The sequence below is a fragment of the Rhizobium sp. FG113 genome (assembly GCF_057809895.1).
The window spans coordinates 76,354-89,281 of record NZ_JBMDKV010000006.1; the positions used below are offsets into that span (position 1 = coordinate 76,354).

The 12,928-nt window shown below is 61.9% G+C and carries 10 protein-coding genes; 8 read left to right on the forward strand and 2 right to left on the reverse strand.

The genetic code is table 11. From position 1 onward, the window contains the following. The first annotated feature begins 31 nt into the window (after positions 1–31). A complete protein-coding gene (locus ACODTZ_RS16675; RefSeq protein WP_489026853.1) occupies positions 32–1,984 on the forward strand; it encodes an adenylate/guanylate cyclase domain-containing protein in 1,953 nt (650 codons plus the stop codon). Between the two features lie 16 nt (positions 1,985–2,000). Here the strand turns inward: ACODTZ_RS16675 and ACODTZ_RS16680 are convergent, their stop codons facing one another. Then, positions 2,001–3,992, reverse strand: a complete 1,992-nt coding sequence (locus tag ACODTZ_RS16680; protein ID WP_489026854.1) for an ABC transporter ATP-binding protein/permease — start codon at positions 3,990–3,992, stop codon at positions 2,001–2,003. Between the two features lie 51 nt (positions 3,993–4,043). Further along, the gene (locus ACODTZ_RS16685; protein WP_489026855.1) at positions 4,044–4,277 is read right to left on the reverse strand and encodes a hypothetical protein; all 234 of its coding nucleotides are present in this window, start codon (positions 4,275–4,277) and stop codon (positions 4,044–4,046) included. 251 nt (positions 4,278–4,528) lie between these two features. Here ACODTZ_RS16685 and ACODTZ_RS16690 point away from each other — a divergent pair, with 251 nt between their 5' ends. From ACODTZ_RS16690 to ACODTZ_RS16720, 7 genes are all read left to right on the forward strand, one after another. After that, on the forward strand, positions 4,529–5,893 hold the full coding sequence (locus ACODTZ_RS16690; RefSeq protein ID WP_489027023.1) for an FAD/NAD(P)-binding protein: 1,365 nt from the start codon (positions 4,529–4,531) through the stop codon (positions 5,891–5,893). Positions 5,894–6,019: 126 nt separating this feature from the next. Next, on the forward strand, positions 6,020–7,654 hold the full coding sequence (locus ACODTZ_RS16695) for a TIGR04028 family ABC transporter substrate-binding protein (RefSeq protein WP_489026856.1): 1,635 nt from the start codon (positions 6,020–6,022) through the stop codon (positions 7,652–7,654). Positions 7,655–7,703: 49 nt separating this feature from the next. Continuing rightward, complete coding sequence (locus tag ACODTZ_RS16700; protein ID WP_489026857.1) at positions 7,704–8,648, forward strand: ABC transporter permease; 945 nt, start codon at positions 7,704–7,706, stop codon at positions 8,646–8,648. Next, the gene (locus ACODTZ_RS16705) at positions 8,645–9,529 is read left to right on the forward strand and encodes an ABC transporter permease (protein ID WP_489026858.1); all 885 of its coding nucleotides are present in this window, start codon (positions 8,645–8,647) and stop codon (positions 9,527–9,529) included. Before ACODTZ_RS16700 ends, ACODTZ_RS16705 begins: the two co-directional genes overlap by 4 nt. Next, positions 9,526–11,217 carry a dipeptide ABC transporter ATP-binding protein gene (locus tag ACODTZ_RS16710; protein ID WP_489026859.1) on the forward strand — a complete coding sequence of 564 codons (1,692 nt, stop codon included), beginning with the start codon at positions 9,526–9,528 and terminating at the stop codon, positions 11,215–11,217. The genes ACODTZ_RS16705 and ACODTZ_RS16710 overlap by 4 nt, the downstream gene beginning before the upstream one ends. Beyond that, positions 11,214–12,269 (forward strand): putative FMN-dependent luciferase-like monooxygenase, encoded by a 1,056-nt coding sequence (locus tag ACODTZ_RS16715; RefSeq protein WP_489026860.1) that lies wholly within the window; start codon positions 11,214–11,216, stop codon positions 12,267–12,269. The genes ACODTZ_RS16710 and ACODTZ_RS16715 overlap by 4 nt, the downstream gene beginning before the upstream one ends. Positions 12,270–12,293: 24 nt before the next feature. After that, positions 12,294–12,926 (forward strand): CMD domain protein, encoded by a 633-nt coding sequence (locus ACODTZ_RS16720; protein ID WP_489026861.1) that lies wholly within the window; start codon positions 12,294–12,296, stop codon positions 12,924–12,926. Positions 12,927–12,928: the final 2 nt, after the last annotated feature.

Below are 12,928 nucleotides of genomic sequence, written 5' to 3' on the forward strand. Positions count from 1 at the left end.
GTGTTAAGGGAGCGCGGTTGAGGGGGACGGCATGAAGCGGCATGGCACGTCCAAGGGGCTGGTGGACTGGTCCCGGCCGCTCAGGCTGCATCTTGGCGTGCTGGTCGTTGGATCGCTTCTCTGCACATCGATACCCATCATCTGGATGGCTTTCAGCCAGGGAACGAGCGCGGCAGTCACCGCGGGCGCGCAACAGATGCGCGAGATGAGCCTGCGGCTGATCGAGGGATACCGAAACACATTGCAGGAAGGCACCGAAGCGGTGGCGCTGGCCTCGACCATGCAGCAGCTCGTCTCCGCGCCGCCGGCGGATATCAGCGCGAAAGAGGGCTTCTTTCTCGAGGTTCTGCGCAATGTCCCCAATGCGACAAGCGTCTACACGGGATATCCTGATGGCTCGTACCTGCAGGTGATCGCCGCTATCCGCGATGACGTCAGGCAAACGCTGTTGGCGCCTGATGGAACGGCTTTCGCGATCCGGACGATCACCGGCAGAGACCGGCCGGATGCCGTATCGACGCTGCGTTTTCTGGATGCCAACGCCGGCGTGATCGAGGAGCGCGCCGTCGAGTACGCATCCTTCGATCCACGGCAGCGGCCCTGGTATCAGGCGGTCGTACAGGATGGAAAGGCCGTCTCGGTCGGGCCTTACGTCGCTGGAACGCTCAAGACGCCAACGCTGACGATCGCCGCGCCGATGCGTGACAACGGCAAGGTCGTGGTCGGTATCAACATCCACCTGAGAACGATCAGCCGTCTCCTTGATGCCAGCCAGATTTCGCCGCGCGCCCGTGCCTACATAATTGACGACGAAGATCAGCTGGTCGCTCATTCGGACCCCGAAATCATGGCTAGGCTCATGGACCTGTGGTCCCGAAGTGCCGGTGGCATCGGCGCGACGGCAAGCGGTTTCGACACCAGCCTGGCAACCGTTGCCAACCTGCGGCGAGATTCGGCCTTCGGGGCCGGCGGACTGGCGCGGCTGGACCTCGACGGCGAGCGCTATCTGATCCAGGTCGCGCCGATCAGCGTGTCCGGACTGTTTGCAGGAAGCGAGGCGGCGATCGTCGTGCCACTGGCGGACCTCGTGGAGCAAGCGAACCGATCGCTGATGCACAATCTCATTATCGCTGCTGGCTTTGTCATTGCCGGTGTCGTCGCGTCGGTGCTTCTGTCGCGCATGGTCAGCCGCTCGCTGAACCAGCTGGCGGGGGAAGCACGTGAGATCGGCAACCTCGATGTGCACGAAAAGACCACCTCGCATTCCTTGATCACCGAGATCAACACGCTCGCGACCGCTCTCGCGGCAAGCCGCCGGGCCATCGGCCAGTTCGCGCTCTATGTGCCACGTGAGGTGGTTCGGCGGATCGTCGGGCCGGGCGGGCCGGCGATCGTCACTGCCAAGCGGCAGGAAATAACCGCGCTGTTCACCGACATCCGCGACTTCACCACCATCTCCGAGCAGCACTCGCCGGAAGACGTCGTCGAAACGCTGTCCACCTATTTCGAACTGCTGAACAGCGTTGCCGAGCGCCACGGCGGAACGGTTGTCCAATATCTGGGCGACTCCATCTTCGTCATGTGGAACGCGCCCGTCGAGACCGCAACGCATGTGGAAGAGGGCTGCCGGTGCGTGCTTGCGATGAAGGCAGCCGTGGATGCGTTGAACGATGCCAATGAGAGGGATGGGCGTCCGCTGCTGTTGACGCGGTTTGGCCTGCACACCGGGCCGGCTGTTGTCGGCAGTTTCGGCGCCGCGTCACGCCAGCAGTACACGGCAATGGGCGATACGATCAACGTGGCGTCACGGCTCGAAGGATTGAACAAGGAATTCGACACGTCGATCCTGGTCAGCGCAGCTGTGAGGGATGCGGTCGGTAGTGGGTTCGATTTTCGACCGCTCGGCCTGGCGCAGCTCAAGGGGCGGGCGGGCAAGGTTGATGTGCTGGAACTTGTCGGGGCGCGCTCGACAGGTCCGGGCTGACGCGCTTTGGGTTGGTTCACTGCTTAGCCCCGGACACAGGCGTTCCGCCGCCACTGCGCCGGCTTCGATGCCGCACAAGCCGCGACAAGACGTTGCGCTTCTTCTTCCGCGGGATCAAATCGACGTCGCTCACAAGCCTTGCGCCGCCATCGCGTTTTTCCAACGTGATCTTGCGGCTATGAAACGCTTCCAGTTCGACCCGGTGCCCGACGCTTAGAATGGTGGCCTTCGGCAATTCGGCAATCAGCATCTCCATCAGCCGATCCTGGCTCTTTTCGTCTAGGGCCGAAGTCGCTTCATCAAGAACGATGATGTCGGGATCGTGCAACAGCAGCCTTGCAAACGCCAACCGCTGCTTTTCGCCGCCTGATAATGTCTGATCCCACGGCGCCTCGTCTTCGATCCTCTCCTTCAGATGGCCGAGGCCGACCTGCTCAAGGACACCGCCAATCTCCTCGACGCTCCATGTGTCGGCGCCCGCCGGATAAGTAACGGCCCTGCGCAGCGTTCCTGATGGAATGTATGGTCGCTGCGGCAGCATGAACAGGCGCTTGTCGGGGCGGAAATTGACGGCACCATCCCCCCAAGGCCAGAGGCCGGCGATCGCCCGGACCAGAGTGCTTTTGCCGGACCCGGATTCGCCTGCCACAAGCACCCGCTCCCCTGGCTGGATCTCCACCTCCGTCTCTTTTACCACGGCCGTCCCGTCGCCCAGCGAGACGGAGAGGTCGTTCAAGCTGAGGATCGCATCACCTTCGGTTTCGCCCCTCTTTATACGTCCAAGCGCGTCGCTCTGTTCGGCTCGCTCCAGTCCGTCGATCGACATCATCAAGGACGCGACGCGCCTTGCGCATGCGTTCCAGTCGGCAAGCCGCGGATAGTTGTCGACCAGCCATCCGAACGCGCTCTGGACAATGGTGAACGCGGATGCTGCCTGCATGACCTGGCCCAGGCTCATGCTGCCGTCGAGGAATTTGGGCGCGCAGAGCAGAACAGGCACAACGGGCGCGATCAGCATGGAGCCGTGCGACACCAGGGTCGTTCGCATGTACTGACGCGCGAGCAGGGCCCACTGGTGCAGAACGCTCCCGAAGGTCTTGTCCAGGTCGTTGCGCTCTTCGTCTTCGCCGCCGAGCAGAGCGATGCTCTCGCCATTCTCGCGCACACGCGTCAGCGTGTAACGAAATTCGGCCTCGACCTGGTTCTTGGCTTCCGAGACCTTGACGAAGTGGCGGCCGATATAGGCGATCGAGGTTGATGTGATGACGGCGTAGAGAACGGCCGTGACGACAAGAAAACCGGGAATGGTAATCACGGTTCCCGCGATCGGCAAAGACAATGCTCCACCGATCATCCAGAGCACCACGATGAAGGTCGAAGCGGAGACGAAGGCCGCGATGACGCCGGCGACGAAATCGACGGGAGATTCGGTGGCGATGCGCATGTCCTCGGAGATGCGAGCCTCCGGATTCTTGTGGTCACCACCGATGAGATTGAGCTGATAGTAGCGACCACTGGCCAGCCACCGTCCAATGAGCGCCTTCGTCAGCCATGACCGCCAACGCCGCTGCATCTTCATGCGCATGTAGACCTGAATGGTTACGAGGGCGACGCTTCCCAGCACGAGCGGCGGGAAGAGGGCGCCGAGGAAATAGACCGTGGGCGCATCGCGCTTTTCGATGGCATCGAAAAGGCCGCGGTTCCAGACGTTTATACCGTACTGGAAGCAGACGTTCAGTCCGATCAGCGCCAGCAGACCGATGCATAGCGGCCAGGCCAGCTTGTCACCGCGCCGCGTCCAGTAACCGCGCGCGCTGATCCAGAACCGCTTGAGAAGATAAGCCCTGCGTGCCGCCTCGAATTCCTCGGGGGTCATGTCTTCTTCGGGTTTCAGGACTTCTGGTGGAGGGGCAATATCAGGCGTTGGCGTGTTCTCCTGGGCCGGGTTTTCGCCATCACCCGGTCGGGTGCCGCCAGCGTTGGTCGGATCAACATCATCGTCCCTCATGACCAGCTAAACGTTCTGAAAATCAGAAAGTTTCAAAACCGGGACAGGTTGTTAGTGTCTGCCGCGTGGCTCGTCGGTCTCGTCAACGATTGATGGCAAGAACGACTGGACCTCGGCGCGCTCCTTATCCGGGAGGGGCGCAATCCTCGTCTGCCAAAAACGCTCGGCTTCCGGCGTGTCCTTGTCCCAGGCTCGCGTCGAGGCCTTGTTGTCGTCAAAAACTGCCAACCGCCGTCCTCCGAGGTGGCGATACTCGTCTGCTGTCTGCTTGGCGCGGTTGATCATCCTAGTCTCCTTTCCACAGGCCCGATGGCAAAGCGCCCGACGCTTCAAGCGCTTCGCCACAGGAGAGTCTCGGATGGGGTTTATTCCGAGATGCTGACACAACGAATTTTCCCACCGGTTGTTCCCGGCCGGCGCTTGGGTTGGGAACAACAGTTCGAGGCTGTCGCAGACTGGCGTGGCATCAACCGCCCGCTGTAGCGGCCTTGAAACTCCCGCCGGAGAAGCCACGTCTTATGCAGGCCGCGAAGGAGATGCGCATGAGCTATGACGTGGTGGTGGTAGGGGCGGGCTTTTCGGCAATCGCCACTGTCTGCAATCTGATCGAGCATCTTCCCGCTTCGGCCAAGGTTGCCGTTGTTGGCGATGATCCGGGATTTGGACGCGGAACCGCTTATCGCTCGGAGCTTTATCTGCACAGATTGAATGTGCCCGCCGGCAGGATGAGCCTTTTTCCCGACAAGCCGGATGCGTTCGTGACGTGGCTTGCCGAGCGCAAGCGTCCGCTGCGGGATGGCGATTTCGCCTCGCGCCAAGATTATGGGCTCTACGTTCGAGATACGCTCGCAGCCCTGCTGCGGGATAAGCGATCACGCTGCAAGGTCGATTTCATCCGCGCAAAGGCCACCGGCTGCGTGGAGCGCTATAGCGCCACGCTTGGCTTCCTGCTCGACAATGGCGACGAGATCGTCGGACGAAACGTGGTGCTATGTCTCGGTGTCGGCAATGCGCCGCTGCCCGTTGGGCTCTCTGGACTTTCCGCGGAGGCACGCGACAGGACTGTCGAAAATCCCTGGCGCCTTTCTTGGCTTCGTCGCGTGGAGGCACATGACAGTGTCTGCATCCTCGGCTCGGGACTGACGATGATTGATCAGGTCCTTGCCTTGTTTGCCCAGGGGTTCCGCGGCAAGATCGACGTGCTGTCGCGAAGGGGCCTTGTGCCGCACGGGCATGCAAGAGCACCAAAACCACCGGCGGATTTTGATCCGGCCAGCCTGCCGAGCAGCATGAGTGCACTTCTGCGCGAATTGCGCCGCGAGAGCCGCCGCTCCGGGGACTGGCGCAGCGTTATGGACACCCTGCGTCCGAAGACGCAGGCTTTGTGGCAGCGACTGGCGCCGTCGGAGCGCTCCAGGTTCCTGCGTCACGGCCTTGCATGGTGGAACATCCACCGCCATCGCGTGGCGCCGGATGTCTACGACAGGTTTCGCGACATGATGGCAAGCGGTCAGGTGTCGGTTCATGCCGGATATCTTCAAAGTGTCGAGCAGGCAGGAAATCGGCTGATGCTCCGCTACCGCGGGCGAGGAACGCATGATGCAAGCGAGATTGCCTGCGATTGGCTGGTTAACTGTACGGGCGTGGAACGCGCCGGCATCGCTCATTCGCCCTTGCTGCAGGAGATGATGCGACAGGGTTTGATCAAGGCCGACCCGCTTCAGCTCGGTATTGGAGTGGACGAGGCTTCCAGCGTTTTGGGCGGCAATCCCGGTTCAGTGCCGATGCATGCGGTAGGCGCGCTGACGGCCGGTCAGTTCTGGGAGATCACGGCTGTCCCTGATATCCGGGCGCAGGCACGCGCTGTTGCGCAGCGGATCAGCGACAGCATCGCGGGGTAAAATTCCAACGGCTCGCGCCAAGCGCATCGGAGATTTTTCAGGAGTTTGCTGATTATAGAATACTAATTCTATATACTATATGCTTATCCGATTATTGTTTTCCCATTCGTTTCAGAGGGAAAATCGATGAGCTTCACGACGACGATAAAGAGCCTTCTTCTTGCCGGTACGATCGCGGCCACGGCGGCCAGCGCCTGGGGCGAGGAGTCCTCCAAGCCAGTGGAAGGCGGCACGTTGATCTATCTGGAGCAGCAACCCCACACCAACCTCTATCCGCCGGCTGGCGGCTTTTATCCGAACGGTGGGGTGCTGAACCAGATCACGGACAAGCTGACTTACCAGAACCCGAAGACGCTCGAGATCGAACCGTGGATCGCCGAATCCTGGACGGTGAATGAAAACGCCACCGAATATACCTTCAAGCTGCGCAAGGGCGTGACCTTCTCAGACGGCTCGCCGCTCGATGCCAACGCGGTCGCCAAGAATTTCGACACTTTCGGTCTTGGCAACAAGGAACTGAAACAACCGGTGTCGGAGGTGATCAACAATTATGATCGCTCCGAGGTTATCGATCCGCTGACGGTGAAGTTCTATTTCAAGAAGCCGTCGCCGGGCTTTCTGCAGGGCACGTCGGTCATCGGATCCGGTCTCGTGTCGCTGAAGACGCTGGCCTTGCCGTTTGACCAGCTGGGAGACGCGACGAAGATCGTCGGCTCGGGTCCCTTCGTCGTCGACAGCGAGACACTCGGCAAGGAGCTCAGCCTGAAAGTTCGCCCGGATTACGGCTGGGGGCCGGCAAAGCTTGAGCATCAGGGCCGCGCCTATCTCGATGGCATCAAGTACATCATCACCGGCGAAGACAGCGTGCGGATCGGCGCGCTTCTCTCAGGCCAGGCGGACTTCATCCGCCAGGTTCAGGCCTATGACGAAGAACAGGTCGAAAGCCAAGGCTACAAAATCTACGCCGCTCCGACGCGGGGCGTTAACAACAGCGTCGTCTTCCGGCCCGACAATCCGCTCGTGTCGGACATCAGGGTGCGCCAGGCGCTGCTCCACGGGACCAACAGCGCCGAGATTATCTCGACATTGTTTTCGGCAAACTACCCGCAGGCGAAGTCGATCATCGCCTCCACTGCACAGGGCTATGTCGATCTGTCTCCAAAACTGGCCTATGACGGCGACAAGGCCGCCAAGCTGCTCGACGAGGCCGGTTGGAAGGCCGGTGCAAACGGCATTCGCGAAAAGGATGGTCAGCCGCTGGTGTTGACCGCTTATGAATCGCCGCCTCAGCCACAGAACAAGGCGACGCTTCAGCTGGTTGCCGAGCAATGGGCCAAGCTTGGCGTGACGCTCAATGTCCTTGCCGGCGATTCCGGCAGCAAGACTGTCGATGATCTGGATCCCGCCAAGACGCCGGTCTCTCCGGCGATGGTCGGCCGCGCCGATCCCGATGTCATCAAGAGCCAGTATTATCCGAAGAACCGCGACGTTCTTCGCCAAAAAGGCGGGCCAAGCGACAAGGTCAAGTCCTTCGTCGACGACAAGCTGAATGGCCTGCTCGAGCAACTATCCTCGGAGCCTGATCGCGCCAAGCGGTTGGCGATCGCCGGCGATGTCCAGAACTACGTGATCGATCAGGCTTACGCGATCCCGATCTTCGAAGAGCCGCAGGCCTTCGCCGGTGCCCCATATGTGAATGGCGTTGCCTTCGAAGCTGTCGGCCGCCCGAGCTTCTACGGCACCTGGATAGCCGCGCACTGAACAAGGTGCCCGGCGCTGGCCGGGCACACCCTCACGCGAAGGGATCGGTATGACCCGCTATATCACGTCACGCATAGGTCAGGCGCTTTTGGTGCTGTGGGCCGCATTCACCATCTCCTTCGTCCTTTTGCAGGCGATGCCGGGAGATGCCGTGCTGATCAAGTTCCAGAACCCCGAATATGGCCTGAGCCCCGAGCAGCTGGCCGATATTCGCGCGGCGTACGCAGCTGACGGCTCTGTGTTCACGCAGTATCTGCACACCGCCGGACGGTTCCTGGTCGGCGATTTCGGCTACTCGCTGCAGGCGGGCGTCGCCGTCAGCGCCCAGCTCGCAACGAACCTGCCTCCCACGGTCCGCCTCGCCGGCTTTGCCTTCGTCGTCGCCATCTTGATCGCGCTATTGTTGGCAGTTCTCGCCAACATCCAGGGCTTTGGCAGGCTGCGCGGCATCATTCAGTCGGTGCCCTCGCTATTCGTGTCCGTGCCGACCTTCTGGCTCGGGATCATGTTGATCCAGATTTTCTCGTTTCGCCTGAGATTGGTTCCCGTGATCAATCCGGGGCCGTGGGAAGGTTTGATACTGCCGGTGCTTGCCGTCGCCGTTCCCATCTCGGCACCGCTGGCGCAAATCCTTCTTCGCAATATCGATCAGGTTAAAACGCGGCCGTTCGTCGCCGTGGCGCGCGCCAAGGGAGCCTCGCATGCCGGTGTCCTGTGGCGGCACGTGGCGAAGAACGCAATCTTGCCAGTGTTGACTGTGGGCGGCGTGTTGTTTGGTGAACTTCTGGCCGGTGCCGTGATCACTGAAACCGTCTTCGGCCTCAACGGCATCGGCAGTCTCACTGAGCAGGCCGTGAACTTCCAGGATGTGGCGGTGCTGCAGGCGATCGTCGTGCTGTCGGCCGCCGCCTTCGTGACCATCAATCTAATGGTCGATCTTCTCTATCCCATTCTCGACCCACGGCTCAAAGCCAAGCCGGAGACTGCCCGATGACAAGCCTTGATGTCGCCGAACGCCCGCTTGAAATCGACGATGCCAACAGCATTGGCGATCCGGCAGCGGCAGATGCGCCGCGCCGGCAGCGTATTGATGTCAGCCTCGTGCTTGCCGTCGCCGTGCTGGCCATCGTGCTGTTGTGGGCTATCGTTCCGCTGCTCTTTACATCCTACGATCCCATCAAGGGGCTCCCCGGCCAGCAGCTGAAAGCGCCCAGCCTCACGCATATCCTCGGCACGGATGCACTCGCGCGCGATCTCTTCGCGCGCCTGGTGCACGGCGCCGTTCATTCGCTGTCCGGTGCTCTGGCGGCGGTCGCGATCGGGCTCGCTCTCGGAACCACGCTCGGTGTGCTTGCCGGATCGCTCGGCGGCCGGACGGATACCGTCATCATGCGGCTGGTTGATGTCTTGCTGTCGATCCCGGTTCTGCTGCTCTCTCTCAGCATCATCATCCTCCTCGGTTTCGGTACGCTCAACGCTGCGATCGCGGTCGGCATCACCTCGGTTGCGAGCTTTGCCCGCATCGTGCGTTCCGAGGTCGTGACAGTTCGGCGCAGCGAATATGTCGAAGCTGCCTTCGGCAGCGGCGGCACGTTTCTGAGGGTCCTCTGGCGCCATATCCTGCCCAATTCCCTGACCTCAGTGATCGCCTTCGCGGCGCTGCAGGTCGGATCGGCGATCCTGCAATTGTCGACGCTCGGCTTTCTCGGATACGGCGCGCCGCCACCGACGCCGGAATGGGGACTTCTGATCGCCGAAGGTCGCAATTACATCGCGACCGCGTGGTGGCTCACCGCCGCGCCCGGTGTCGTCGTTGTTCTCGTGGTGCTCTGCGTAAACCGCATCAGCCAGGCAATCGGAGGAGGAGAGAGATGACGATAAGACCGAACGATCTGCCAAGGAACCTGCTCCACCCATTGCCGGTGTTGGACGTTGCCGGGCTGACGGTCAGCTATGAAGGCCATGGCGGAAGGCGGACTGCCGTTCACGGCATAGACTTTCACGTCAATCCCGGCGAAGTTGTCGCGCTCGTCGGCGAATCCGGCTCGGGCAAGAGTTCGACCGCGCAAGCAATCATCGGCCTCCTGCCCGGTAACGGCAGGCTTGAAGCCGGGAGCATCCGGCTAAATGGCGAGGAGATCGCCGGCTGGCAGCAAGGGCGGCTTGATGGCATTCGTGGCGCGGTCATCAGCCTCGTGCCGCAGGATCCGGGTAACTCGCTCAATCCCGTCAAGACGATCGGCAAGCAAGTCGCGGAGATTCTTGCCATCCATGGCAAGGCATCCGGTCCGGTCGCCTATGCGCAGGCCGTCGAACTCCTGACGCGGGTAGGCCTCAGCGAGCCGAGGCTGCGCGCACAGCAATATCCGCACGAGCTTTCCGGCGGCATGAAGCAACGTGTGCTTATCGCCATCGCCATCGCGCTGAAGCCCGCGCTCATCATCGCCGACGAGCCGACAAGCGCGCTCGACGTGACGGTGCAGAAACACATTCTCGACCTGATCGATGAGCTCCGCCGGGAATATGGCACGGCGATCCTGCTCGTCACGCACGATCTTGGCGTGGCGGTGGACCGGTCCGATCGCCTGATCGTTCTAAAGAACGGCAGAATCCAGGAGGAGGGCCGGACAGTGGATGTCGTGGCCAACCCCAAGAGCGCCTATACGCGCCAGCTGCTCCTCGATGCGCCATCGCTCAACCGGCGCCCGCGCATCGTTGCCACGCCTCGAAGGGAGCAACCGGGTGACGATATCATTGTCGTCGAGAACCTGGTCAAGGACTTCGGCATCGGCGGGGATGGGCGCTTCCGTGCGGTCGATGACATATCGTTCACGGTTCGGCGGGGCACGACGCATGCACTGGTCGGCGAATCCGGCTCGGGCAAGACGACGAGCATCCGTATCGTTGCGGCTTTCGAGAAGCCGACCTCGGGTCGGGTGGTCATCGACGGCCTGCCGCTTTCGGAGCTGCGCGGCGAGACGTTGCGGCTGTTCCGCAAGGCGATACAGCTCGTCTACCAGAACCCCTTCGGCTCACTCGATCCCCGTCAGACGATCCGGCGCATCGTCGAGGAGCCGCTTTTGAACTTCGAGCCGGTGGCCCGTGGCGAGCGGATGGCGCGGGTTGAGGCGATCATCGCCAAAGTCGGGCTTCCCGATGATGTTCTGGGCAGACGCCCGCAAGCGCTGTCGGGCGGGCAGCGGCAGCGCGTCGCGATTGCTCGCGCCTTGATATTGAAGCCGAAAATCCTGGTGCTTGATGAAGCCGTCTCCGCCCTCGACGTCACGGTGCAGGCGCAAATTCTTTCCCTGCTCGGCGACCTGCAGCGCGAGCTCGGCCTGACCTACCTTTTCGTCTCGCACGATCTCGCCGTCGTTCGCCAGATCGCCGACACGGTTTCCGTGCTCAACGGCGGAAAGCTGGTTGACAGCGGTCCGGTCGATCAGGTCTTCGGCAACCCCGCAAGCGACTACACACGCGAACTCATCGCCGCAATTCCGGGCAAGACATTCGCCCCGGCACGGCGGCCATCCACCTTGACGAATACGGGAAGCAAACGATGACGAAGGCAATTGCGCCCAAGCGGCTGGGCTTTTTCAGCCGCGTGCTCGATCAGGCCGATGCGGCCACGCGTTACCGGCTGGTTGCCGAGCAGATCGTTCATGCCGAGAAACTCGGCTTCGACAGCGCCTGGGTGGCACAGCACCACTTCGATGGTGAAGAAGGTGGCCTGCCGTCGCCGCTGATTTTCCTGGCGGAGCTTGCGGCCCGGACTTCGCGGATAAGGCTTGGGACCGGCGTCATCACGCTGCCGATGGAAAGCGCTGTGCGCGTGGCGGAAGATGCCGCCGTCCTCGACATTCTCTCAAGCAACCGCCTTGAGATCGGCTTCGGGACGGGTGGAACGCCGTCGTCCTTCCTGCCCTTCGGACTGGAGAGCAGCGCGCGGGCCGCCGTCTACGCCAAGAGCCTGGCAACGGTTCGCGACGCCTGGGCGGGACGCCCGCTTACAGGGGGTAGCCGGCTCTATCCAACGGCGCCACATCTTCTGGATCGTGTCTGGCAGGCAACCTTCTCTGTTGGTGGCGGCGAAAGAGCAGGGCGCGATGGCGATGGACTGATGCTGTCCCGGACGCAGCCGCGCGCCGCCGATGCCCCCGACACGCCTCTCTGGGAGCTGCAAAACCCGATCATCGACGCCTATCTCCAAAACCTGCCACAGGGGAGGGCGCCGCGCATTCTCGGATCGCGAAGCCTTTTCGTGGCGGATGATCGCAAGCAGGCTCTTCATTTTGCCGAACTGGGGCTTCGGCGCAGCGTGGAGCGCTTCATCGCCAGCGGACACAAGGTTGCGAGCACCAAGACGGAAGATCTCATCCGGGCGTTCGACGTTCATGTTGGCACACCAGAGGATGTGATCGCCTCCTTGAAAGCAGACACGGCGCTCGAGCGCGTCACCGATCTCGTCTTCCAGGTCCACTCCGTCGATCCGCCGCACGACTACATCCTGCGATCATTGGAACTGATCGCAGGCCACGTCGCACCCGCGCTCGGCTGGATATCGCAGAAGACTCCGGACCCGAAAACCCAGGAGCGACGCTTTGCCACGGTTTAGGACGATATCAGGAAAGGAACCCATATGAGTGCGCAGACACCCGACATTATCGATCTTCTGGCGGCAATCGAGCCAGGCTCGTTTCTGGATCGCATCCGTAACCAGCGCCCGGAAACGCGCATCAACGCGCAGAAGAGTTATCTCGCGCTCTTCGACCCGGTGAGTGAGATCGATGTGACACGCCCGGAACGGCTTGCGCTTGCGGCATTTGTTGCCGGTCTGCATCGCGACGCAGGTGTCACCGAGTTCTACGCCGCCGGTTTGAGTGAAGCGAGTGGCGGCGCGTCACTTGTGGCAGCGGTGAGGACTGAATTGCTCCGGGCCGCGGCGGAAGGCCCCTACGGGCATTATCCGGCGGGACCGCTATCTGTCGAAGACAGGCCGGGGCCAGCCTATGCTGTATCTGATTTTGGCCGCGCCGTTTTCGGCGCCAGACTGTCGGCAGCTTTGGAGCACGCACATCTCCTCGTTTTCCGTCCGCGCGAGGCGAGCCCGGATGCCTTGCAGAAGCTGCTCGACGCCGGATGGACGACAACGGCGATCGTCACCCTCTCGCAACTCGTTGCGTTCCTCTCTTTCCAGATCCGTGTCGTCGCCGCGCTCTCAGCGCTGGGGACCGCCGTACAGGCGCGCGCTCCACGCGCGGCCGCGGAATAAGG